Annotated in this window: 19 protein-coding genes; 6 read left to right on the top strand and 13 right to left on the bottom strand. The window is 46.1% G+C overall.

Going from position 1 to position 23,741, the window contains the following annotated elements:
- Positions 1 to 94 precede the first annotated feature (94 nt).
- The gene (locus tag ACO6V5_RS02990) at positions 95 to 1,906 is read right to left on the bottom strand and encodes an F-box/WD repeat-containing protein (protein ID WP_422134408.1); all 1,812 of its coding nucleotides are present in this window, start codon (positions 1,904 to 1,906) and stop codon (positions 95 to 97) included.
- A 165-nt stretch (positions 1,907 to 2,071) separates the two neighbouring features.
- Positions 2,072 to 3,871, bottom strand: a complete 1,800-nt coding sequence (locus ACO6V5_RS02985) for an F-box/WD repeat-containing protein (protein WP_422410999.1) — start codon at positions 3,869 to 3,871, stop codon at positions 2,072 to 2,074.
- 1,089 nt (positions 3,872 to 4,960) lie between these two features.
- Between ACO6V5_RS02985 and ACO6V5_RS02980 the strand changes: the two genes are divergently transcribed.
- The gene (locus tag ACO6V5_RS02980; RefSeq protein ID WP_422134409.1) at positions 4,961 to 5,524 is read left to right on the top strand and encodes a hypothetical protein; all 564 of its coding nucleotides are present in this window, start codon (positions 4,961 to 4,963) and stop codon (positions 5,522 to 5,524) included.
- 124 nt (positions 5,525 to 5,648) lie between these two features.
- Here the strand turns inward: ACO6V5_RS02980 and ACO6V5_RS02975 are convergent, their stop codons facing one another.
- Both ACO6V5_RS02975 and ACO6V5_RS02970 read right to left on the bottom strand, forming a co-directional pair.
- Positions 5,649 to 7,460: an F-box/WD repeat-containing protein gene (locus tag ACO6V5_RS02975; protein WP_422410985.1), complete on the bottom strand. Its 1,812-nt coding sequence runs from the start codon at positions 7,458 to 7,460 to the stop codon at positions 5,649 to 5,651.
- A gap of 262 nt (positions 7,461 to 7,722) precedes the next feature.
- A complete protein-coding gene (locus tag ACO6V5_RS02970) occupies positions 7,723 to 8,043 on the bottom strand; it encodes a WD40 repeat domain-containing protein (RefSeq protein WP_422134411.1) in 321 nt (106 codons plus the stop codon).
- Positions 8,044 to 8,269: 226 nt separating this feature from the next.
- On the opposite strand from ACO6V5_RS02970, the gene ACO6V5_RS02965 reads away from it, so the two are divergent.
- On the top strand, positions 8,270 to 9,454 hold the full coding sequence (locus ACO6V5_RS02965) for an RING finger domain-containing protein (protein WP_422410987.1): 1,185 nt from the start codon (positions 8,270 to 8,272) through the stop codon (positions 9,452 to 9,454).
- Positions 9,455 to 9,532: 78 nt separating this feature from the next.
- Here the strand turns inward: ACO6V5_RS02965 and ACO6V5_RS02960 are convergent, their stop codons facing one another.
- The 5 genes from ACO6V5_RS02960 to ACO6V5_RS02940 form a co-directional block, all read right to left on the bottom strand.
- The gene (locus tag ACO6V5_RS02960) at positions 9,533 to 10,591 is read right to left on the bottom strand and encodes a ShET2/EspL2 family type III secretion system effector toxin (RefSeq protein WP_422410989.1); all 1,059 of its coding nucleotides are present in this window, start codon (positions 10,589 to 10,591) and stop codon (positions 9,533 to 9,535) included.
- A gap of 240 nt (positions 10,592 to 10,831) precedes the next feature.
- Positions 10,832 to 11,896 (bottom strand): ShET2/EspL2 family type III secretion system effector toxin, encoded by a 1,065-nt coding sequence (locus tag ACO6V5_RS02955; RefSeq protein ID WP_422138427.1) that lies wholly within the window; start codon positions 11,894 to 11,896, stop codon positions 10,832 to 10,834.
- 197 nt (positions 11,897 to 12,093) lie between these two features.
- On the bottom strand, positions 12,094 to 14,730 hold the full coding sequence (gene pepN, locus ACO6V5_RS02950; protein ID WP_422410991.1) for an aminopeptidase N: 2,637 nt from the start codon (positions 14,728 to 14,730) through the stop codon (positions 12,094 to 12,096).
- Between the two features lie 87 nt (positions 14,731 to 14,817).
- Positions 14,818 to 15,657, bottom strand: coding sequence for a DUF2797 domain-containing protein (locus ACO6V5_RS02945; protein WP_422410993.1), 840 nt, complete (start codon positions 15,655 to 15,657; stop codon positions 14,818 to 14,820).
- Between the two features lie 10 nt (positions 15,658 to 15,667).
- Positions 15,668 to 15,922: a YeaC family protein gene (locus ACO6V5_RS02940; RefSeq protein WP_422411001.1), complete on the bottom strand. Its 255-nt coding sequence runs from the start codon at positions 15,920 to 15,922 to the stop codon at positions 15,668 to 15,670.
- A gap of 269 nt (positions 15,923 to 16,191) precedes the next feature.
- Between ACO6V5_RS02940 and ACO6V5_RS02935 the strand changes: the two genes are divergently transcribed.
- On the top strand, positions 16,192 to 17,958 hold the full coding sequence (locus tag ACO6V5_RS02935; RefSeq protein WP_422410995.1) for a trans-sulfuration enzyme family protein: 1,767 nt from the start codon (positions 16,192 to 16,194) through the stop codon (positions 17,956 to 17,958).
- 142 nt (positions 17,959 to 18,100) lie between these two features.
- On the opposite strand, the gene rhuM is transcribed toward ACO6V5_RS02935, so the two are convergent.
- Positions 18,101 to 19,075 carry a RhuM family protein gene (gene rhuM, locus ACO6V5_RS02930; protein ID WP_422410997.1) on the bottom strand — a complete coding sequence of 325 codons (975 nt, stop codon included), beginning with the start codon at positions 19,073 to 19,075 and terminating at the stop codon, positions 18,101 to 18,103.
- Positions 19,076 to 19,437: 362 nt separating this feature from the next.
- Positions 19,438 to 19,677 carry a hypothetical protein gene (locus tag ACO6V5_RS02925; RefSeq protein WP_422134421.1) on the bottom strand — a complete coding sequence of 80 codons (240 nt, stop codon included), beginning with the start codon at positions 19,675 to 19,677 and terminating at the stop codon, positions 19,438 to 19,440.
- A gap of 275 nt (positions 19,678 to 19,952) precedes the next feature.
- Here ACO6V5_RS02925 and ACO6V5_RS02920 point away from each other — a divergent pair, with 275 nt between their 5' ends.
- Positions 19,953 to 20,420, top strand: coding sequence for a hypothetical protein (locus ACO6V5_RS02920; RefSeq protein ID WP_422138433.1), 468 nt, complete (start codon positions 19,953 to 19,955; stop codon positions 20,418 to 20,420).
- Between the two features lie 90 nt (positions 20,421 to 20,510).
- Positions 20,511 to 20,723: a hypothetical protein gene (locus tag ACO6V5_RS02915; RefSeq protein WP_422412297.1), complete on the top strand. Its 213-nt coding sequence runs from the start codon at positions 20,511 to 20,513 to the stop codon at positions 20,721 to 20,723.
- 3 nt (positions 20,724 to 20,726) lie between these two features.
- On the opposite strand, the gene ACO6V5_RS02910 is transcribed toward ACO6V5_RS02915, so the two are convergent.
- The gene (locus tag ACO6V5_RS02910) at positions 20,727 to 21,596 is read right to left on the bottom strand and encodes a rhomboid family intramembrane serine protease (RefSeq protein WP_422134423.1); all 870 of its coding nucleotides are present in this window, start codon (positions 21,594 to 21,596) and stop codon (positions 20,727 to 20,729) included.
- 45 nt (positions 21,597 to 21,641) lie between these two features.
- Positions 21,642 to 22,526, bottom strand: a complete 885-nt coding sequence (locus ACO6V5_RS02905; RefSeq protein WP_422134424.1) for an NAD(+) kinase — start codon at positions 22,524 to 22,526, stop codon at positions 21,642 to 21,644.
- A gap of 208 nt (positions 22,527 to 22,734) precedes the next feature.
- On the opposite strand from ACO6V5_RS02905, the gene ACO6V5_RS02900 reads away from it, so the two are divergent.
- The gene (locus tag ACO6V5_RS02900; protein ID WP_422412294.1) at positions 22,735 to 23,664 is read left to right on the top strand and encodes a DUF1853 family protein; all 930 of its coding nucleotides are present in this window, start codon (positions 22,735 to 22,737) and stop codon (positions 23,662 to 23,664) included.
- Positions 23,665 to 23,741 lie beyond the last annotated feature (77 nt).

Genomic DNA, 23,741 nt, shown 5'->3' with positions numbered 1-23,741 from the left:
TTGATGGAGAAAATTAGAGTTGGATTTGAAATAAAAGTTCAAAACATGGACTTAAAAGTTTCTGTCTTTAAGCACATGCAGAATGGCGCCCCTTTTATTTGTCACAATCATCAATCATCCGTAGTGTAATAATTCGCACTTTATTATCGCTACTGATAGTTAATACATGGTAACCATCGGCGCTGAAAGTGGCTGATTTGATTGAACGTTTATGGGAAAACATGGCTTTTACGACCCATAACCCATCAGTGTGCTGGCCAATGATTCTCGCCGTGCAGTCATCGCTGGCAGTTAGTACATGGCGACCATCGGAGCTGAAGGTGGCAGAGTTGACAGAATCATTGTGGTAAAAGGTACGTTTTTCTTCCCATGATCCATCGACCTTCAGGCCATAAATTCTCACCGTGCGATCATTACTGGCGGTCACCAGATGCTGACCATCAGGGCTGAAAGCGGCTGAGTTGATAGAGTCATCATGGAAAATGGTGACATTTTCTTTCCATGATCCATCAACCTGTCGGCTATGAATTTTGACCTTGTTATCTCCACCCAAGGTCAGCACATGGCGGCCATTAGCAGTTAAGTTGGCTGTTAAGACCCAGTCATCGTGGGAAATAGTGGCTTCTCGCTCCCATGAGCCATCAGTCTTCTCACCATAGATTTTCGCCGTGTTATCCAAACTGGCCGTCACCAGATGTTGCCCATCGGCGCTGAAGTCAACTGAGTTCACACGCTGATCATGGGAAATGGTCACTTTTTCTAACCATGATCCATTCTCTTCCAAATGGTGGATTTTCGCCTTGTGATCACCACTGACGGTCACCACATGGTGACCATCCGCGCTAAAGGTAGCTGACTGGATCAAGCCATTATGATGAATGATGATTTTTTCTTCCCAGGATCCATCGTCTCTCTGTGCGAAGATTTTCGCAGTGTGATCGAAACTGATGGTCATCACATGACGGCTATCGGTGCTGAAGACAGAGTTGACCCAGTGATTATGGGAAAGGGTGAGCCTTTCTTCCCATGATCCGTCATCCTTCTGGCTAATGATTTTCGCCGTGTGGTCGCAACTGCCAGTTACCACATGGCGACCATCAGGGCTGAAGGAGGCAGAGCAGATCAAACCATTATGGGAAATGGTGAGTTTATGTACCCATGACCCACCAACTCCCTGACCATAGATGTTCGAAGTGTTAACACTGGCGGTCAACACATGGCGGCTATCGGCAGTGAATTTGGCTGAGGTGACTTGAAAGGCGTGAGCTATGGTGGCTTTTTTTATCCATGATTCATCGTCCTTTTGGCCATAGATTTTCGCCTTTTTGTCGTTACTGGCGGTCAACGCATGAAGGCCATCGGCGCTGAAGCTTGCTGAACTGACAAAGTCATCGTGGGTAATGGTAGCTTTTTTCTCTAAATTAAATGTTTTACATCGAGACATCAGTCCGGTTCTGGTGAAATGAAACAAAGCAGGAAAATAACTTTTCTTTCGGTATTTTATGAGTGATTCGACTAACGCTTCATCCTTCGTAAACGGCCTCAGCCAACAACGGAGTTGTTTTTTATCTGCTGCAGGAAGGCTGGTCTTTAATTGATATTGATGCGGTGTAGAAAACCGCTGATACCATGCCTTTGCCAGAACATGATTATCTTTAATAACCCTGTGTAAGTGAGTCGATACCTGTTGCAAACGGGCAATATCCCGAAGTTCCAACAAGCGAATAATTTTGATGGTTAATTCCTCGGGCAAATCGTTCAATGAGGGTGTTTTCTTTATTTCTTTTTCAGCTGCAGCGACAGACCTGCCCGCAGTGTAACCCGATGGTTCGGGTGCCGAACGCGCGAACTTGGTTAGGGCCGAGGAATAACCGACCATGCTGGATTTATTATTTGCAGCTTCCATCACTGATTTTTCCTGGTTAGTGTTACCGAAGATTGATAAGGAGGTTCAAAATTGATGAAGCAAATTAGAGTCGATTTTGAAATAAAAGTTCATAAAATGCTGTCCTGAGTTTCTGTCTTTCAGCACATGCAGAATGGCGCCCCTTTTATTTGTCACAGGAAACCATCACTCACTCATCCGTAGTTTAATAATTCGCACTTTATTATCCCTACTGATAGTTAATACATGGTTACCATCGGCGCTGAAAGTGGCTGATTTGATTGAACGTTTATGAGAAAGGATGGCTTTTACGACCCATGATCCATCAGTTTGCTGGCCAATGATTCTCACCGTGCAGTCATCACTGGCGGTTACCACATGGCAACCATCGGGGCTAAAGGTGGCAGAGTTGACCCAATCATTACAGAAAAAGGTGCGTTTCTCTTCCCATGATCCATTGATCTTAAGGCCACAGATTTTCACCGTGCCATCCATACTGGCGGTCACCACATGGCGGTCATCAGGGCTGAAGGTGGCTGAGTTGATCCAATCATTATGGGACAGGGTGAGCTTTTCTACCCATGATCCATTGACCTGCCGGCTATGGATTTTGACCTTGTAATCTCTACCGACGGTCACCACATGGCGGCCATTGGCAGTTAAGTTGGCTGATGCAACCCAGTGATTATGGGAAATAATGGCTTCTTGTTCCCATGAGCCATCAGTCTTCTCACCATAGATTTTCGCCGTGTTATCCAAACTGCCCGTCACCAGATGATGGCCATCGACGCTGAAGGTAGCTGACTCCACGTAGTTATCATGGGAAATGGTCACTTTTTCTAACCATGATCCATTCTCTTCCAGGTGGTGGATTTTCACCTTGTGATCATCACCGGCGGTTAGCGCATGGCTACCATCAGCGCTAAAAGCGACTAACTGGATCCAGTGATCATGGATAATGAAGGCTTCTTCCTCCCATGATCCATCAGTCCTCTTACCATAAATTTTCGCCGTGTTATCGAAACTGCCGGTCATCACACGACGGCTGTCAGAGCTGAATGTGACAGAGTCGACCCGGTAATTATGGGAAATGATGAGCTTTTCTTCCCATGATCCATCATCCTTCTGGCTAATAATTTTTGCCGTGCGGTCGATACTGCCGGTTATCAAGTGCAGACCATCCGGGCTGAAAGAGGCTGAGATGACGAAACCATTATGGGAAATGGTGAGTTTATGTACCCATGACCCACCGACTCCCTGCCCATAGATTTTCGCCGTGCGATCCTTACTGATCGTCAACACGTGGCGGCCATCGGCACTGAATATGGCTGAGTTGACGTCACCATCGTGGGAAATGGTGGCTTCTTTTACCCATAATCGCTTATTGTCATTCTGGCCATAGATTATCGCCTTTTTGTCGTTACTGGCGGTCACCACATGACGGCTATCCGCGCTGAAGTTGGCCGATCTGACACGGTCATAGTGGGCAATGGTAGCTTTTTTCTCTAAATCAAATATTTTACATTGAGACATTAGCCCAGTTTTGGTGAAATAAAACAAAGCAGGAAAATAAACTTTCTTTCGGCATTTTATGAGTGATTCGACTAACGCTTCATCCTTCGTAAACGGCCTCAACCAAAGACGGAGTTGTTTTTTATCTTCTGCAGGAAGGCTTGTCTTTAATTGATATTGGTGAGGTGAAGAAAACCGCTGAAACCATGCCTTTGCCAGAGCATGATTGTCGTTAATTACCCTGTGTAAGTGAGTCGATACCTGTTGCAAGCGGACAATATCCCGAAGTTCCAACAAACGAATAATTTTGACGGTTAATTCCTCGGGCAAATCGTGCAATGAAGCAGTTTTCTGTATTTCTTTGTCGGGTACAGCGATGGATCTAACTTTACTGACACCTGATGATTTTCCCTCCAATCGAGCGTAACCATCTGACAGCAAGACTGAACCGGCTACGCCGGATTCACTATTCATAGAATCCAAACCTGGTTTCTCCTATGTTAGAACTTTCAATCAATTAAAAAAGAGCTTTCAAAACTGATGCAATTAATAAGTACTCAGCCATACGGAATCGAATACTTCTGGCTTATTGGGCAGGTGCTCTGCAAGGCGCAACGACGGGAACATAGCAAACTATGTGACCAGAGTTGCAACGCAGCACGACTGCATGGATGCAGGAGCTAGAGCAACGCAGGAGCAGTTGCCGCGAGTGCCTGAACAATAAGTCAGAAAATATGATTTCGTATGGTTGAGTACTTAAGAGTAGATTTCGAAATAAAAGTTCATTAATTGGAGTTAAGTGCTGATTGCCATTCTCCCCCACCTGAATCGAGGCTGTCGCAAAATTCTGGCTCCCATGTTTCAGCGTGGGAACCGGGTTTTGGAACACCGTATTCAGATGGAGAAGGATGTTAAATTCTTCATGATTACCCGGAAACGGTCGACTGGAGTGGAAGAGCGGTAAGAAAAGACGGAAAAGGCTCTATATCAGAATGCATACTCCTGTTCTGAAAAGGCTTGCAATCGATGCAGACGAATGACTAAGAATCATGAGTTGCAATAATCGATTCTATCGTGCTGTTGGGCGAATCAAGGCTTTGAAGGCTCATAAGTACAGCTCAATTATGGTTTTGTGAGTTAAATTATTGTAGTCGTTTATTTTGACTGTTTGATTCATTTTTTTGGTCTTATACTTCATCATTTTTACTGAATAACTTTGGTGAGATGACATTGTGTGTCTTTTAAAACCTATGCAGTCGTTTTTCAACGCTTTATTGAGTTTGCCGCTATTACCAAAGTAAAAGTTTGAGCCGTTGCGGTGAATCTTAAGCAAGATGAATTATAAATTAGTTTCTAATTTATAAAATTTTTGCGTGACCAGACTTTTTCTATTTTTGATTTATCTCCTTATTTATTCTTCGCTTCGACAGGCTGGGGATAAGGCCCAATAACTACTAAAAATCGAGATAAGGACGCAAACGGTGAATTTGATTCAGGTGCTTTGCTTTTCCACGTATCCAATGCTACTTTTTCATCGTAATGTAAATTTGAGACTAATTTAGTATGAGACTCACAAATACGATTTTAGTGTTATTAATATGTTTACTTTCTTGTTATTCAAGGGCAACAGTCCTCTCAACTGCTACTCGCCTCATCTCATTGAATGACAAAGCTTTAACGATATCATTTAAAAAAAGCGAAGCTAGTCATACAATGCTTTTGGATGCTTGTGAATCATCCAGGCTTTCAACAATGATTGCGTCAGTTAGAATGATGAGAGCAGTGCTTTTAAGTGAAGGTCAACCTAACCCGATAGATCCGAAAGATATATATTTAGGGCAATTATGGAACTTGGTAGAAGCCGGCGTTGGCAATACTCCGTCTAATCTTTTAAGTACTTTTGCTAGCGATTCCCCATTTACCGGGCCAGGTGGTGTACTTGATAGAACTCTTGAGGGTTTGCAAAGAAACAAAGGTTTGAATGAAGACTTAAAGAAGGTCTTGCTCATGGTGTTGAAAATACTTAATGAGAATACTGAGGTTATAAACTCATTTACTGAATTAGGACTAACAGATAAGCTTCAAGAAATAAAAGAAGAGATTGAGGAGTTAGGTCAAAGTGGGTAAAAAACGCAGACTTCGTACGCGGTTGCAGCCAATTACGGGGTTGTTCTTTATCCTCTGTAGGAAGGCTTGTCTTTTTGTCTTTCACAACCAGAATGGCGCCCCTTTTATTTGTCACAGTAATCAATCATTCACTCATCCGTAGTTTATTAATTCGCACTCTATTATCACTACTGAAAGTCAATACATGGTTACCATCGGTGCTGAAAGTGGCTAATTCGATCGAACAATCATGGGAAAGGATGGCTTTTACGACCCATGATCCATCAATCTCCTGACCATGAATCTTTGCCGTTCCATCTAAATGGGTAGTAAGCAAATGGCGGCCATCGGTACTGAAAACGGCTGGGCGAAAAGAATCTCCATAGCAAATGATGGCTTTTTCGACCCATGATCCATCAGCCTTCCTGCCAGAGATTTTCCTGGTACCATACTTACAGCTGCTTAGGACATGGCAACCATCGGGGCTGAAGATGACTGAGATAATATTTTCATCATGGAAAATAGTGAGCTTTTCTTCCCATGATCCATCGTCCTTATGACCGTAGATTTTCACCGTGTTATTACGATCGGTGGTCACCACATGGCGGCCGTTAGTGCTAAAGCTGGCTGAGTTGACCCAGTGATCATGGAAAATATTAGCTTCTTCTTCCCATGCTCCATCGGTCTTCAGACCATAGATTTTCACCGTACTATCCTCACTGGCCGTTACCACTCGGTAACCATCGGTGCTGAAAGTGGCCGAGTTGATCAGTCGGTCATGGGAAATGGTGACTTTATCTACCCATGATCCATTGAGCTTCTGGCTGAGGATTTTTGCCTTGTAATCTTGACCGACAGTCAACACATGCTGGTCATCCGCACTAAAGATGGCGGATTGGACAGTTTCATCATGGTAAATAGTCGTTTCTTCTTCCCATGAACCATCACTCTTCTGAACGTAGATTTTCGCAGTTTTATCAACACTGGCCGTCACTACTCGGCGACTATCGGCGCTAAAGGTGATTGAGGCGATTGTCAGATTATGGGCAAGAGTCAGTTTTTCTACCCATGATCCATCGACTTCCTGACCATAGATTTTCGCCGCAGTAAAGTCACTGGCAACCACCAAATGACGACCATCGGCACTGAAGGTGGCTGAGTAGGACCAACTGTAATGTGAATGGGAAATGGTGAGTTTTTCTTCCCATCGCCCATCATCACCCTGACTACAGATTTTCGCCGTTTCATCGACACTGATGGTCACCAAGTGCTTGCCATTGGCACTAAAGACGGCTGATATGAGACCGTTTTCATGGGAAAGGGTGAGTCTTTGCTCCCAAGACCCATCGCCCTTCTGAGCAATGATTTTCACCTCGCCATTTATACTGCTGGTGAGCCAATGGCGGCCATCGGTGCTAAATTCGATTCGGTTCGGACTGCCATTATGAGCAATGACCGCTTGTGTATCCAAATAATACTTTTTGTATTGAGACATCAGTCTAGCTTTGTTGAAATGGAACAAAGCAGGAAAATAAACTTTCTCCCGGTGATTGATGAGTGATTCAACTAACGCTTCATCTTTCGTAAAGGGTCGCAGCCAATTACGGAGTTGTTCTTTATCCTTTGTCGGAAGGATTTTCTTTAATTGATCCTGGTGTTGTAAAGAAAACCGGCGATACCATGCCTTTTCCAAGGAATGATCGTCTTTAATAAGATTGTTAAAGTGAGTAGATACCTGTTGTAAACCGATAATATCCCGAAACTCCAACAAACGAAAAATTTTAATTTGTAATTCTTCGGGCAAAGAGTGCAATGAAACTGTTTTCTCAATGTCCTTATCAGGTAGAGCGATGGATCTGCCCGCACTAACACCCGATGGCTCGCTCTCTATTGGAGTGTCCACAGGCTGTAGCGAGAGTGAAGCGACTGTGCTGGAAATGTTAGCGTTAGAGTCCATGCTGGGTTTCTCCTGAGTTACTATCTCCCCGGTTAAAGAGGGCATTCAAAATTGATGCTGTAAATTGGATTCGATTTTGAAATAAAAGTTCCATTAAAAAACTCAAAATACAATCACCACTCCCCCCAAGAAAAATCAGGAAATCTAGTTTCAAGAAGCTTATTATCCAACAGCACAGTTTTTCGCAATAAAGAATATAAGGAAGCACAATATAAAGATTCTGCGTTTACATACGAAAAAGTTGTCTACGCTCATTCAACCATCAATCCTTCTTGCGTAGTTCAGTGATTCTCACCTTGTTATCTCGACTGACGGTCACCACATTGCGGCTATCGGCGCTGAAGCTGGCTGCGGTGAATTCTGTCTTTTTTTGAATGGCGGCTTTTTGCAGCCATGAGCCATTGGCCTGCAGGCCATAAATTTTTACGACACCATCGATACTGGCGGTCACCACATGGCAAGCATCGGCACTGAAGCTGGCAGAGAGAACCTTATCCTGGTGGACAATGTTGGCTTTTAGTTTCCATGATCCATCGGTCTGCAGGCTACTGATTTTCGCCGTGCCATCATCACTGACGATCACAGTCCTTTGGAACCACTTGATGACCTTTTCTTCGACACACTGCCTCAAAAAAGAAAAATTGTATTTTTCATCAACGAAAACAGCCAGTTAGAAGCATTTTGGCTGCATGCCCCCCCCAACTGTCGGCCATACCTCTATTAGAACGAAACCTTCTGTATGCCCGGTTAGGAACTTTTTCTTGTGAAAATAGTCATAAAATTAACCAATTAGATAAGTGAGGTACAACATGAATAACATCAGCACTGGCACAGAGCCCAAATACGCTATGCCTGAGACTAAAGCCCATACTTCGGAATCAACGTCTCCAGCTAATAATGCAAACTTTAAGGGGCACCAACTTCAAGCTACAAAGTCATCTCGGCGAGTAGAAGCTGCTCTTCAAGGTAAGTGCAGTATATGCCTGGATCTTTTCACCAATACTGAAATCAAACCATTATCCTTGTTGCCATGCTTCCATGTGTACCATTCAGAATGCGTTACTAAATTAAACAAACAGTCCTGTCCTCATTGCAGGGATCATGCCAGTCCTTCAACGATTAAAATTTACCAAAATAGCACATCATTAAGAGAAGATTTGCCACTGGAATGCGCTGAAAACCTTTGTTCTGTGGTAGGTGCCAATGCCTCGATTAGCTCCGGCAAGAAAGCGCTCTGCCCTTATCCTCTTGCAACTTTCCCATATCAAGCGGCAGAAAACTTTCTGGAGAACAACCATGCTCCAATTATTGAATGGCTCCGTGAGTCATTTGCTGAAAAAAAGTACAAAGCCACTCATGTGCATTATGATGAAAAATATTGCGTAACAACCCGATTAGTACACCTTCACGAGAAACCAGCGATTGTGCTTTTTATGCAGCTCAAACCCAACGAGCCCGAGGGCGAATTCTCCTATTGGGCTGAAGATATTAACAAAGCGAAAACTCCAGAAGCTGCTTTCACAAATCTTCTGGAAGACATGCGAACCGATTTATTATTTATCAGCCTGAAAAAAACGCATCCAGCCATTTTTGACCTCAGCACAGATCTATACATCTATCATTATGATTTATGGAAATACAACGCTATTTTCATCAATGACGAACATAACTCCGTGCCTCTTCGCACCATTTTCGATCCATCTACTAAATCTTTTAGCTGGGATAGATTGAAACAGGAGCTGGAAAAAAAGGGTTTTGAATATAAGAAGTTATTCGAAACAACCCCTTCTGAAAAATTTTTAGCATTTAATCAATCATCTCGGATGGGAGCTTTTGAGAGGTGGGAGGTTGATACTGTCGACGATTTTCATTCCAATAGCCGGGGAGAAACTGCAGTCCCAGATTGTATCACGCCCAGCTCTCAACGCCCTGTTAGTGAAAGCAGGTCAGAAATTCCCTCTGGGGATTTGGATACCGATAGTTTCTTATTCTGATCTGAAGAAGCTTAACCGGGTGACACCCGATCACCACGAATTAACTCAGGTGATTGGGTGCATTACCTGCAGAGTGATCTATCTAAAGCCACCCATTTTCCACCGTGGTATTTCGGGATAATGTCCAATTGCTATTTGTATATGACGACTCATCACATTGGGCGAGGCACCAAAGCACTGAACATCACATTGATTAGAAAATCTCTTAAAATCATCAATATTAATCAGTGCTCCGTGAGAGAGGAAGCTGGTTTGAAGATCGTCGCCGGTAATGTGTGCAGCCAAATCTGGCTCCGAGAGAAGGATTGTTCTGTGCATGAGTGTAGCGTTAGGGTCATAAAAAATAACCTTCATGCATCCATCCTGTTTCTTTAATCTCAAGGCCATTGCGTGGTCAATTGTGCCATCGTTTTGTGAACGAAAATAAAAGTTCTTTTCAGCGCCAGCCGACATATTCCAATATTTTTTTACCAGCCCTGTAAGAGCCTCAGAAAACTTTCCCTCAAGGAAATAATATCCATCAGCAAATATTCCATATTTAGAGTAGTCTACTACTTCGTATGGAAAATTAGATGTATTTGCAAAGGTTGACTGTATTTTTTCTGAGGTATTTATTCTTTCAAAAGTATCTTTCCCTCGGCCAAATACATTTTTGCCATAAGCCCAGGCAAAATGTCGGCAGACTATTTTTTCTCCAGGTGCTCTAATGTCATTGTCAGACCGGCAGAATTGACCATTGAGGTTTTTTCGAAACCAGGAATCATCAGAGTTATACATAGGAATTGGAACGATAGAACCATCCTGTTTGAAAACAAGTTTAACCTGAAGGCTTCGCCCTTTTTCATGCAGTTGTTTTATCTTGTTGGCAACATAGCAAGTTGATCTCTGGCAGGCTAACGGGATGTTAATGTTGTAAGCACTTAATGGTTTGTGGAGTGCTTTAGTAAACCATGCATCAGGGTGTTCTTTCATCAGCTTTGTGGTAAGACAACGCAAAGCATTGACAGAATAACCACCAAAACATGCCTTAATGCCATTAACAAGGGATGTTATGGCCCTGACTGGCAGTAAGGATTTTGAATGTCTGTGCCAGGAATGTGAAAGTGCCGACTGAACACCAAGATTAATCTGATCCATTTCATGATATTCCTTTCATTATCAACAATCATGATCAATTTAGAGTTCAAACTTGCCAGTAAGTTCAAATTAAATGAAAAATTAAATAACACCCAGTGTTTACCTGAAACCCAACTCAAAACAAACCTCTATAAATCGCCAAAAAATTTATAATTACCTTATAAATCTTTGGATAATATCAAGTGCCTGTATAGTTACTTATCTGAAACAAAAGTACTATTTTCCGAATACTTATTTCCACTATCCCCTTAATACAGCATGAGTCTCATGCCCAGGATCTATCATTAAATGATTACTCTTCAGTGAGCCACCAAAACTCCGGATATCACTTTCATCATAAGATTTCTTCCTATCATCAATATTCATAAGCACTCCATAAGAGAGGAAGCTGGCTTGAAGATCTTCACCGGCGATATATGCAGCCAAACCTGGTTCCGAGAGAAGGAATGTTTTGTGCCTGAGTGTGGCGTTAGGGTCGTAAAAAATAACCTTCATGCATCCATTCTGCTTCTTTAATCTCAGGGCCATTGAGTGAGAAAATCTTCCATGTTCTCGGGAACGGAAAAAAAAATTCTTTTCATCACTGTCCGACATATTCCAGTACTTTTCTACCAGCCCTGTAAGAGCTTCTGCAAACTTGCCTTTATGAAAATAATACAAGTCAGCAAAACAGGCTCTCTTAGTCATTTGACCATCTGCCAATCTAACTGGAAGATAGTATGACTCTCTTAATGGATCATCAGCTGTATTTGCAAAGGTTAACTGTATTTTTTCTGGGGTATTTATTATTTCAAAATCCTTCCGCCGACCAAAGACTCTTCTGGCATAAGCCCAAGCGAAATGACGGCAGGCTATCTCTTTCCCTGGTGCTATGGTGTCATTATCAGAGCGATGGACTTGAAAATTAAGGTTTGTGGGGAACTGGGAATTGTCGGAGTCATAGATGGGGATTGGAACACTAATACCATCCTCCTGGAAGGCAAGTTTAACCTGAAGACTTCGCCCTTGATCATGCAGCTGATTTACCTTGTTTTTAACATAGTGAGTTGATCCCTCGCAGGCTAGCGGGATGTTAATATTATAAGCACTTAATGGTTTATGGAGTGCTTTAGTAAACCATGCATCAGGATGCTCTTTCATCAGTTTTGTGTTGGTAGAGTGCAAAATGCTGACAGAATAACCACCAAAACATGCCTTGATGCCATTAACAAGGGATGTTATAGCCCTGACTGACATCAAGGATTCTGAATGATTGTGCCACGAATGTGAAAGTGCCGACAGAACACCTAATTTGATTTGATCCATTGCGCGCCCCCCCCCTTCTTTTTTTTAGTTACCATGATCCATTTGCTCACTATATATATAGAGCACTAAAGTGCTAATAAGTTCCGCAGCTGTTGCTCTGTTCAGGAAAAAGTGAAGATTGTTGTCGCAGGCAGGGTGTCCGTTAAATGGGTTCCACCCTGCTTCCAACTCGGCAGCAGGGTAGAAAGAGGTAGAGATCACAAACTCTTGGTGACTACTTCATAAATATCGGTAGACAGATCAGGTACTGCCTTGATCCGCTCCAGCGCTTTTCTCATGCGTTCCCTTATAGCTGGCTGGTATTTCTTCCAGCGTGTCAATGGCGTCATCAGACGAGAAGCGATTTGCGGGTTCTGTTTATCAAGGGTGATGACCCAGTCTGCCAGGAACTCATAGCCTTCGCCTGTGCCTGAGTGGAACTGCTTCATATTCCCGCTGGTAAATCCGCCCAATAATGCTCTCAGCTTATTCGGGCTGGTGCGGTCAAAAGATTCATGCTCCTGAAGTGACCTTAGATGCTCCAGAGTGCCCAGAGACGGGCTGCTGCTTTGCAGCATAAACCAGCTGTCCATGACCACTGCGTCATCTTTATAACGATCCAGATAGTCATTGAGCAGAGAATCAATGGTTTCCCGACTCTGAAAACTGGAATTAATGACGGCGCCCATGGCTGCACGCAGGTCGGTCATATTGCTGGCATTCTTGTACTGATCTTCAGCCAGTTGTTGCAGACTGTCGTCTTCCAGTTCAACCAGGTAGCCGAGGCAGATATTTCTCAGGGTACGTTTGGCAATATCTCCGGCTTGCGGGCGATACTCACCCTTCAGGTGCAGAGTTTGATAAAGCTCCAGCAGTTTATCTTTGTGAGCCTCGGCAATGGCTTTGCGAACACGACTTCTGGATTCACAGATCTGCAGAGGGTGAATTTCTTCCGCCTGCTCAGCCAGACTCGCTTCAGAGGGCAGTTTCAACATTTCTGCTTTAACCGCTTTGTCCAGCTCTTCATCGGCGAGCACGACACCGAAGGCATCAACCAGCCTTGAATCAATCGCGGTTTCTTTGTCCTTCAGCAGTCCGTCGACCAGATCTTCAATAACCGCAGTGGCCAGACGCTGACCTGCATCCCAACGATTGTAACTATCGCTGTCGTACTTCATCAGGAAAACCAGATCTTCACGACGGTAATCGTATTTGACACGAACGGGCGCAGAGAAGTTTCTCAGAATAGACGGCAATGGATTTTCAGTCAGTCCTTCGAATGTCCAGGTGTCTTCAGCCGCTGTAACATGCAGAACCCGTTCAGTCTCACCGGCTTCGTTCAGTGGCAGGGCTTTGCCATCCTTGTCCAGCAGGGCAACAGCCACAGGAATATGAAAAGGCAGCTTAGTCTCCTGACCCGGAGTGGCCGGACAACTCTGAGCTATTGTCAGAGTGTACCGACCTGACGCCTGATCAAAACTGTCGGTCACGGTAACAACCGGCGTTCCCGCCTGGTTATACCAATGACGAAACTGACCGAGGTCAACGCCGGAAGCCTCTTCCATGGCTTTTACAAAGTCTTCACAGGTCGCTGCTTCACCGTCAAAACGTTCGAAGTACAGGTCTGAACCTTTGCGGAAATGGTCTTTACCGACAATGGTCTGAATCATCCGAACCACTTCACAACCCTTTTCGTAAACGGTCAGGGTGTAAAAGTTGGAGATCTCGATAAATGACTGTGGGCGTATAGGATGAGCCATGGGGCCTGCATCTTCAGCAAACTGTGCCGTCTTCATTACCGCAGCGTCTGCAATCCGCTTGACGCCCCGTGAATTCATATCTGCCGAAAATTCAGCGTCACGGAATACAGTGAAGCCTTCTTTAAGACTCAGCTGAAACCAGTCACGACAGGTGACCCTGTTGCCAGACCAGTTATGGAAATACTCATGGGCAACAATCGCTTCTATACGCTGATAACTGGCGTCAGTAGCCGTATCGGGGCTTGCCAGTACACAGGAAGAGTTGAAAATGTTCAAACCCTTGTTTTCCATCGCCCCCATGTTGAAATGATCTACCGCTACGATCATGAAGATATCCAGATCGTATTCACGACCATACACCTCTTCGTCCCACTTCATGGACTTTTTCAGAGAAAGCATGGCGTGGTTGCATTTGTCGATATTGTGAGACTCGGTGAAAATACGCAGTGCTACTTCCCTGCCGTGCATGGTGGTGAAACTATCTTCCACCATTTCCAGATCACCGCCTACCAGGGCAAACAGATAGCTGGGCTTTTTGAACGGGTCTTCCCAGGTCACCCAGTGTCGTCCACCTTCAAACTCGCCACGGGCAATATCATTACCATTGGACAGCAGTACCGGGTAACGGCCTCTGTCGGCAATCACCTTGGTAGTGAATTTGGACATAACATCCGGACGATCCAGATAGTAGGTAATTTTGCGGAAGCCTTCTGCTTCGCATTGGGTGCAGAACATGCCGTTGGATTTATACAGTCCTTCCAGAGAAGTGTTTTCCTGAGGACGAATACGGGTCACAACCGTCAGAGAGAATGAGAGACGGGTGACCGGTACAGTCAGGCTTTCAGAACCGAGGATGTACTGATCAGAGGTCAGTTCGGAACCGTCAATAAAGACACTGACCAGCTCCAGGTCGATACCAACCAGAGTCAGGTCGGGGGTATCTTGTCCACGATCTTCATTTCGGCGCAAGCCGAGTACCGAGGTCACCAGTGCGTGATCTTCGAACAGGTCGAAGGTCAGGTCAGTGGTGTCAATCCAATAATCCGGAGCCTGATAATCTTTCAGGTAAATAGCTCTGGGTTGGGCGTCTTTCATTTTCAACCTTCCTTTACCATGGCCGTGCTTTTGTTGTTAGAGCTTTTGGCTCAATAGGGAGAGAGGTATGTTTCCTCTCCATGCCGATCAGGCTGCAACTGATACGTTGACTTGATAAGAAGTGTGCTTACGAATATTGATGACACCGGTATCAAGGATCAGGTATTGCCCCTTGATGCCCAGCAGTACGCCTTCAATAAGCGGTTTTTTATCAAAGGACATAGAAGTCACTTTGACAGGATATTGCTCGACGGGATAGCGAATATCAACGACTTCCGGATCGGCCACCGGTGTTATGGCCTGTAATCCAAACTGTTCCTGAAGCGCTTCCAGCCGTGAAGCGTTCATCTCCAGCAGATCACTGGCCTGTGTTTTGAGATCCAGAGGTTCTGCCGTCCCTTTCAACATGGCACGCCAGTTTGTTCGATCATTCACAAAGGCCTTGAACAGGGTTTCGATTAAACCAGACTGCTGTCGTGTAGAGACTCTGACAAAAGGCAGGGCCTGGGTCGCCCCCTGATCCACCCAGCGGGTGGGTACCTGAGTTGCGCGGGTGATACCGACCTTCAGACCCGAGGAGTTGGCGAGATAGACGACATGATCGGTCATGCAGAACTTTTCACCCCAGGCGGCATCCCGACAGGTGCCTTCATGATAATGACACTTTTCGGGGCTCATAATACAGCTGTCACACTGGGGCAGCTTTTTGAAACAGGGATAACAGAAGCCCTGACTGAAACTTTTCCTGGTCTTGCGGCCACAGTGGCAGCAGTTGATCTCGCCCTGGTATTCAAGGGTCAGTTTTTTTCCCATCAGTTCATTCAGGGGCAGTCGATCATCGCCCAAAGGCAGCTGGTACTCCACCGGCTGGCCTTCTTTCAGTAGCGATTCCATTTTGCGCAGTGCGCCACTCAGAGGTTGAGTCAAGTTCTATACCTCAGTCTTTAAAGCGCAGAATGGTGGTTTCAGACGCATCCTGTCCGGATGCACTTTTGCAATTCACAGGCATGTAACCAATGCGCTCTTCTTCGGGCAGGTTATCGTGCTCCCAGGCGATCAGAGCCTCCAGGATGCCTTCTCTCTGGTCTGGTGTCAGCTTGTCACCATTGGGCCAGCGGCTCAGCTCCAGCGACTGTTTCATGTTCTGGTAAATTTCTGGCGTCATCTGGGCCAGAAAGTCTTTAAGCTGCATCAAATCCACTTATCCTCATCTGAATAGTTCCTGGTGGACAGTTAGCAATCCAGGAAAAGAATTTTGCCTTTCAGGCTTTTTAGCCCGTTACAAGGCAAAACAAATATGGAAGGATAATACTATCAAATCGCCACAAGCGAAAAAACGCAGTCTGCATCACCTTACCGGGATGTTTGCTGTAATTCCCGATAAAAAAAGCCTTAAGTGGAAAGTGCCACTAGCTCTGTATCACGAAGTCGGGGCATTTTCTTAATAAAGAGGACACACTCATGAATAACCAGATTCCTGTTATGCAGCGTTTGTCACCCATTCGCAACACTACCCGGGCTCAGGATGCCGATGCACTGGCCGCTGAGCAGCTTCAACATTTTGGTATTCAACCTGACACGCCCTTTGGCCAATCTTTACTCAGTGCCGCCAGCAGTCTTTACCAGGCAGGTTCCGATATCAGCCAGTTCGAGAGCCTTTGTCAGGCCATAGCCTCACTGCCTGAGTCGGACAAAATCAGCCACTTTAATGCCAAAAAGTTTCTCTGTTTCCAGCTGGCCAAGCTGATCGACATGCTGCAACCCAGCATGAAGCAGGATTATCATGCCCTGGGAATGGATGTCAGCAGCCGGGTTGTCAAAGGTGACTACCCTCTGTTTGCCAATGTCGGCGCCCTGTTCTCGGCCACGCCCGCCGTGGTAAAGACTGCCACTTATCTCTATGCCTGTACCGAGTGGGTCGAAGATGCCTTTAACGGCAAGGAAAGCACTCACCCGATTTACAGCCGCCTGCTCAACCCGACATCGATCTCTCTGGCCAACACCCTGACCGCTCTGGAAGCAGGAGAAAATGCCGGTGACTACATGACCTGGAACTTCAACAGCGGTATGGCTGCGATTGATGCCCTGCTGGCAAACCAGCTCAGGCATGGCGACATTCTGCTCAGTTCCCGCAATGTTTATGGCGGTACTTTCCAGCTGATGCAGGATTTCTATGCCCGCCCTGACCGCATGGCCGTCAAGCTGGAATGGTTTGACGGATTTTCTGGCGAAGCATTCAGTGAGAAACTCAAACAGGTCGAAGAGAAATATAAGTCAGCCCTGAAAGATGGCAAAAAAATCCTGGTTTATCTGGAATCCCCCTGCAATCCCCACGGCAATGTGATTGATGTCGCCAGCATCTGTAAAAAAAGTCATGAGAAAAGTTATCTGGTGGCTCTCGATTCAACTCTGGCCACGCCCTTCCTTCATCGCCCACTGCGCAATAAGGACAAGAGCAAGCGACCTGACTGGGTCATCCACAGTTACACCAAAGACATCTCCGGCTCTGGCAGCGCCACTGCAGGTGGTATCGTTGCTGAAAGCCGTCGTATGTTCCTGCCCAAGAACACTGAGCATGAAGGCGTAAGCTGGCATGAAACCCTGTTCTGGGACGTGTACTACATCAAGGGCGCTTTCCTGGATGCCGATAAATCTCTGGACATTATCAATGGTCTGAAAACCCTGGAAAACCGAATGCTATCCAAGTGCATTAATACTCTGGTGTTCAGTCACTATCTTAATGCCCACGACCAGATCCAGGTCAACAGCCATGCCCTGAGCAGCCACCCTAACTCAGACTTGCGGGAACAGCAGCTCTATCTCGGCCTGCCCAGCCCGCTGTTCAGTATTGATATGGAGAAAGCCCGGATTCCCAGAGAAGCTTTCATCCGTTTCTTTGATGCCCTGGAACCGGCTTTTGGTCATATGGTCAGCCTTGGTCAGAGCAATACTTTGGTACTCTGTCCGGCCTTAACGTCTCATTCAGAAATGGACGAATCCGCCCAGAGAGAGGCGGGCATTTTTCTGACCACTATTCGTGTCGCCATGGGCGATGAAAACCCGAGAGATCTGATAAGACAGTTCAAGGCGTGTGCAAAACTTCATCTGGACCCGGTGATGCCGGGATTCTCCGAACAGTTTATGTCAGACGAAGAACTGGATAAAACGATACGGGAGACCCATCTGGATGTGCATTCCAGACATCTGGAATTTATGAGCAAAGAATAAAAACGACGATTCAATTATATCTGAAGGAACAGAGAACAAAGCTGGATGAAAGGGCCATAATGGATTCTTTTCATCCTGTTCCTGAACTGTTGAAGCAGCGTGGAGTATTGACAGATTCAGTTGAAAGTGAAGTCATTTATAGTCAGGCTGCCTCAGGAGTCAGCATGTTCATAATCAAGCGTATCAGGATATCTTTTTGTTTCGGGTCTGACTCTGCAACCAACAGAGTCAACGCTGCAAGACCTGTGTCGTTAATCACTGGTTGGTCTTCCTCGTTCATAAGGCGACCATTGCGATACAGAAAGTCTACAAACAGGAAAGCACCGCTGCGCTTGTTACCATCCACAAACGGGTGGTTTTTTACCACAAAATAGAGCAAGTGCGCTGCTTTGCTCTCTACGGTTGGGTAGGCAGGTTCACCGAAAGTCGTCTGCTCAAGATTTCCCAATAATGCGCCCAAACCATCATCCCTGTTTTTTGCAAACAGCTCTGTGGCCTCGCCTCGCTGAATTAATTGCTTTTTCAGTTCATGTAATGATGCCATGGCCTGATGCTCATCGACCAGGGTGCCGCCGGTTTGACCTGCCGGTTCGTTCAATAAGCCCTCATCGTAGCGTTGCAGCCAGAGAAAGGTCTGAGTATACCGGCTGACAATTTCAACCAGCCCCCTGCCCGCCTCTGCTTCCAGTTCCGGCGTTGCTGCTGCTTTGCGAATCAGCGCTAAAGCAGCTTCCAACTCTTTGGCGTTTTCTTCAAAACGTTGCTGGTTGATGGAGAAACCGTGAGTAAGGTGATCATTCAGAGCTTTTGTAGCCCACTGCCTGAACTGAGTGCCTTTTTTAGAGTTGACTCTATAACCAATAGAAATAATGGCATCGAGATTGTAATACTCCACCTGATACGTTTTACCGTCGTTGGCAGTTGTTGCATTTTTTGCAACTACTTGCTCACGTACCAGTTCCTCATCATGAAAAATATTACGCAAATGGCGCGAAATCACCGATTTATCTCTATCAAACAGGTCTGCCATCTGATTCAGGCTTAGCCAGACGGTTTTCTCGGAAAGCTTGACTTGTATATTGCCGTTACCAGCCTGGTAGATTAATAGTTCACTCATTGTTTGTCCCAAATTTATTATTCAATGCGTGATCAAGAATAGCCTTTGATGACGCCAAGGTACCTGCCATTTTATTCTCAACAAACTTTTACCTGCTGCAACCTTTGGTTTTTGACAGAAATAAACACTTGTTCTTGTTGTTAGTCTACTTTGCACAAACAGAAAGAAAAGATGTCTGGATAATGATGGTAAAAACACTTTCTACGGTGCTTCTATTATTGCTGCTTTCGCTGTCTGTTATTTGTCAGGCCGAAAAGCTGACAAGACGTTTTATTGTCGAGTTTGCACCGCATCAGGGGACAGGTTCTCCGGATCGGGTCTTTTCCATAAAGCATAATCTGAATACATTGCCGGTCAGGCTGCTAGTGCAGCCAAGCCTTGATATCCATACAGCCCACTCGTTCCGATACTCTGAGGTCGTCATTCCCGCGAAGGCGGGAATCCAGCGCCAACAGCGGGTCTCTGCCTTCTCGCGGATGAAAAGGCCAGGGGGGCACCGGGCAGTATGGTTCTGGTGGTGAGTCTGTGTGGATTCCCGCCTTCGCGGGAATGACGGGAGTGAGGCCGGAAATGACGGGAGGGGAACCAGGCTTTTGCGACACCCTCTGTTGCGTGGGAACGAGGGGTGTATGGATATCAGAGCTTAGCTGCACTAGGAGCCTGACCGAGAATAGCGCCCGTAGCGAGGACGGCAGAAAATTGAGGATGAAAATTCGGTTTTGTGAGGAGAATAGCGAGCTATTTGACGAACAAAAGCGTATTTTCAGACCAATTTGCTGCCGCCGCAGTAGGGCGGTCTATTCTCGGTCAGGCTGCTAGCAAAAACACCAGAGTGTCCTAGAATACTCACTGTCGTTATACGGCAGTAGGTTCGATTATGTTGAAGCAAAAGACAAGCCAAAGCTTTCTGCCCGCGCTATTGGTAGCTGTGTTCTTACTCTCTTCCCCGGATGCTTCTTCCGATGGTTTCGGGCACATAGAATTCTTACAGAAAATCGGGACCGATAAAGATGTTTACATAGCTAAGCCAGTGCAGGATCCATCGGATGCATGCGTTGATTATGTCTCACCGGCCTCTGTGCAGACGGTTCCGGGTTATGAGAACGGACAAACTATGAATATTCATTACGTTGATACGGGGATCTGTGACAGGTCTTGGGCTTCCGTGCTGTTCAAGGTAAAAAGCAAAAATCACTCTGGAAGATCAGCCCAACTTTTGTGGTTTAAAGATTTGCATCAGGATCCCTATGCAACGATAGGCGAAGATGCAGATCCAGACGGATTGTTATGGATTGACAATAGCGATAGCAGCAAGATTAAAGTCTGGGTCAGTTATGATCACTAGACCGAGAATAGCGCCCGTCTAGGCGACCCCGTAGCGAGGACGGCAGAAACACGATGGTCCTGCCCACTTTGCAGAGGAGACCTGTCATCATTGGCACAATCACCGGATTTTGTAGCGGGCATGGAGGCACAGCAGGACTTGGCAGATTCTTATAACGAGACCCTGGGTATCAGTTCCTCGCAAACGACTTATTTCGGGGAGGTATCAGAAACAATCATCGAACCTGCAGCTTCTTTCACCAGCCTTCTGCATTCGAGCTCTGCCGACGGCAACCGACAGCACCCAGGCCAGCCCCCTCCTTAACCATTAAGTCTTAATTCTGGACTTGAACATCAAAGCGGCCAGCCCACCCAATAAAGCCCCGGATACCAGTCCTCCGAGGTGTGCAGCGTTTGCCATCTGTCCCAGCAATGGCCCCAGAACACCGGTATAACCAATCACCAGCCAGACAAGCATAAAGCCGTAGATCGCCGGTGGCAGTCCCATATAAAAACTTTTGTCAAGCCTTTCACGTACCATGCTGTAACCCATCAGACCGTACACCACACCGGAAAGGCCACCAAACAGCACAGACCCCTCTGACATGGCATATTGGGCAAAATTTGACAGAACCCCGGTCAGCAAAACCAGCCCCAGCAGATGGATACCGCCCTGATGCATTTCGATTCTGCCACCCAGCACATAGAACATCAGGGCATTGAACACCAGATGCAGAATCCCGAAATGAATGAAGATCGGAGTGATCAGACGCCAGTATTGATGACTCTCCAGAGTATGTTCCAGAGTGGCATAATAGATGTAGCCATTAGCTAGCTTGAAGTCTACGAAGGTGAAACTGGAAATAGCCTGAATATTCTCGCCCAGATGAGTCAGGACAGCCACCACCAGACAAATCGCAAGAATCAGGAAGGTGAAGGGAAAGCGTTTCCAGGGAATGTTTTTGAAAAAGTTTCCCACTTCAGGTCCTCTTCGGGGAGGCGCCACTTCCAGCTCAAGTTCTCCGGACTGCCAGTCTCGGTAAAACTTTTCTACCGCTTCTCCCTGCTGCTCATTCTGGGTCCACAGTACCTGTTTCCCGGATTCCTCGGTAATTCTGTGGGGCACTCCCTGCCGGTAAAGAAAGTAGGACAATGCACTCAAATCCTTATGTGCAGAAAGCTCAAGCGCCCTATACATAGTCAACTCTTGTAATGCTCAAACAGGTAATTGTAGACAAAAATGTCACTCTGCATCCTCATTGGGATACCATCTTAATTTGGATCGACAGGCTTCGTAAAAATTGTGATTTAAAGGATGCAACAATCTCAGACTTTGCTTCTTTTTACGAATCAGGATGACATCATCAGGCATCAGCTCGATATCCACCTGCCCGTCAAAGCTGATGCGTGGATGGATTTCATTGCCTTCATGAATCACAAGCTTCAACTGACTGTTACCATCCACAACCAGGGGCCGGTTAGTCAACATATGAGGATACATGGGGACCAGCACAATAGCATCCAGCTTTGGATGCATGATGGGTCCACCACCCGACAGAGCATAAGCTGTTGAGCCTGTAGGCGTTGCCATAATCAGACCGTCAGAACGCTGGCGATAGACAAACTGGTCTTCAATAAACAATTCAAACTCTATGATCTTGGTGGACACCCCCGGATGCAGCACCACATCATTGAGAGCATCGCCACAACCAATGGTTTGACCCTGGCGCTCAACCTTGGCTTCCAGCAGAAACCGCTTCTCCATTCGGTAATGGCCATTGAGCATTTCGCCAATACAGGTTTCCAGCTCATCGGGTGAAACATCGGTCAGAAAGCCCAAACGTCCAAGGTTGACACCCACTACCGGAACATCATGGACAGAAAGCTCTCTGCCTGCTCCTAATAAACTGCCGTCACCTCCGATGACTACCACCAGATCACAGGTTTTACCCATGCTCGCCCGGTCGCAGACCTGAAAACCATGCCCCGGCAAAAGGCCCGACAATTGCTCATCCAGAGATACAGTCACTCCCTGCAACTGCAGAAAATCGGTCAGACGCTTCAAGGTGTCTTCGATATGGGCCTTACCCTGACGCCCGGTAATCCCAACCTGCTTGAATTCTTCCATCGGTCTAAATCACTTATCGTTGGTGAATTTATCCTGCCTGGATGACACCACACCCAGGATTGGGTGACCGTTGTTATCCTTTGAATGTAAACACACCGATTTGAATCTGTTACTCTTATTCATCACCTGTCGGCTTCTCACAGTCGGCAATGATCAGCCATCATTTTATTATTCAAAGCCATCGTTCGGACACCATGAACTGCCAAAAATGATTCGCCTCTCTCATCAGCAGATAGCCCGGGATGTGCAATGGTTACTCAGCAGCCCTTCCATCATTAACCCTGATTATGATGCGAGGTTTATCTGCCCGGCAACCTGCCCGGTGCATAATGCCCAGATTACAGGCTCTGGCTATTCAGAGCTAGTAGAGATTCTGCGTCAGCGACGGAGTCATCTGCTGGGTATCTATTATGAATCACTCTGGCAATACATCCTCAGACATTCAGAAAACTATCAGCTGATTGCCTGCAATCTTCAGATTCAGAATAATCACCAGACACTGGGTGAGTTCGACCTGATTCTCAAGTCCCTCAAGGACGAGGTTTTTATTCACCGGGAACTCGCCGTCAAGTACTACCTGGGTCTTCCCTCCCACACTCACTCGGCCAGCCCATGGCACCACTGGATTGGACCAGGTCTGCACGACCGCATGGACAAGAAGCTCAACCATATGTTGCACCATCAGATTACGCTTTCACAGACGCTGGCTGGACAACGTGCACTCAACGCTCTGGATATCTCAGGGATAGAGACGGAAATACTTTTTCAGGGATACCTTTTTTATCCGGTCACAGGCATCTGCCCACCCCCGGAAGATTGCTCTGTTTATCATCCGAGAGGACACTGGCTACCCTTTAATCAGCTGTCGTCCTGGCTGGAACTCGAGGAAGGCGAAGTCTGCTACCTGCCTCTGCCAAAATCGCTCTGGCTATCGTCCTACAGAGGCCTGTCTGATACAGCGACTCATCTCTCCGGAGACGAACTGATCAAGCGCCTGCAACTGCAACTATCCAACAGTGCCCGCCCTCAAATGGTGGTTCGATGCCATAAAAAAGAGGGTGAACTGTGTGAAAACAGTCGTTTTTTTGTGGTGCCCGATGACTGGGAAGCCAGGGCGAGAATAGCCGCCAAAATATAAACGACTCTTGTTAACCAATCATTTTTATATAACAATTTGTAACAACTATTTATCGGCATTGATAAATAATTAAAAGG

This window comes from Endozoicomonas sp. ALD068 (genome assembly GCF_049310145.1).
In the GTDB taxonomy this organism is placed as follows: domain Bacteria; phylum Pseudomonadota; class Gammaproteobacteria; order Pseudomonadales; family Endozoicomonadaceae; genus Endozoicomonas_A.
This window is presented reverse-complemented; position numbering and strand designations above follow the sequence as displayed.

What these genes read in the sequence shown, in the direction of transcription:
- ACO6V5_RS02990 (WP_422134408.1), bottom strand. Translation starts at nt 1,906, where the DNA reads ATGGAAGCTGCAAATAATAAATCCAGCATGGTCGGTTATTCCTCGGCC.
- ACO6V5_RS02985 (WP_422410999.1), bottom strand. Translation starts at nt 3,871, where the DNA reads ATGAATAGTGAATCCGGCGTAGCCGGTTCAGTCTTGCTGTCAGATGGT.
- ACO6V5_RS02980 (WP_422134409.1), top strand. Translation starts at nt 4,961, where the DNA reads ATGAGACTCACAAATACGATTTTAGTGTTATTAATATGTTTACTTTCT.
- ACO6V5_RS02975 (WP_422410985.1), bottom strand. Translation starts at nt 7,460, where the DNA reads ATGGACTCTAACGCTAACATTTCCAGCACAGTCGCTTCACTCTCGCTA.
- ACO6V5_RS02965 (WP_422410987.1), top strand. Translation starts at nt 8,270, where the DNA reads ATGAATAACATCAGCACTGGCACAGAGCCCAAATACGCTATGCCTGAG.
- ACO6V5_RS02960 (WP_422410989.1), bottom strand. Translation starts at nt 10,591, where the DNA reads ATGGATCAGATTAATCTTGGTGTTCAGTCGGCACTTTCACATTCCTGG.
- ACO6V5_RS02955 (WP_422138427.1), bottom strand. Translation starts at nt 11,896, where the DNA reads ATGGATCAAATCAAATTAGGTGTTCTGTCGGCACTTTCACATTCGTGG.
- pepN (WP_422410991.1), bottom strand. Translation starts at nt 14,730, where the DNA reads ATGAAAGACGCCCAACCCAGAGCTATTTACCTGAAAGATTATCAGGCT.
- ACO6V5_RS02940 (WP_422411001.1), bottom strand. Translation starts at nt 15,922, where the DNA reads ATGCAGCTTAAAGACTTTCTGGCCCAGATGACGCCAGAAATTTACCAG.
- ACO6V5_RS02935 (WP_422410995.1), top strand. Translation starts at nt 16,192, where the DNA reads ATGAATAACCAGATTCCTGTTATGCAGCGTTTGTCACCCATTCGCAAC.
- rhuM (WP_422410997.1), bottom strand. Translation starts at nt 19,075, where the DNA reads ATGAGTGAACTATTAATCTACCAGGCTGGTAACGGCAATATACAAGTC.
- ACO6V5_RS02920 (WP_422138433.1), top strand. Translation starts at nt 19,953, where the DNA reads ATGTTGAAGCAAAAGACAAGCCAAAGCTTTCTGCCCGCGCTATTGGTA.
- ACO6V5_RS02910 (WP_422134423.1), bottom strand. Translation starts at nt 21,596, where the DNA reads ATGTATAGGGCGCTTGAGCTTTCTGCACATAAGGATTTGAGTGCATTG.
- ACO6V5_RS02905 (WP_422134424.1), bottom strand. Translation starts at nt 22,526, where the DNA reads ATGGAAGAATTCAAGCAGGTTGGGATTACCGGGCGTCAGGGTAAGGCC.
- ACO6V5_RS02900 (WP_422412294.1), top strand. Translation starts at nt 22,735, where the DNA reads ATGATTCGCCTCTCTCATCAGCAGATAGCCCGGGATGTGCAATGGTTA.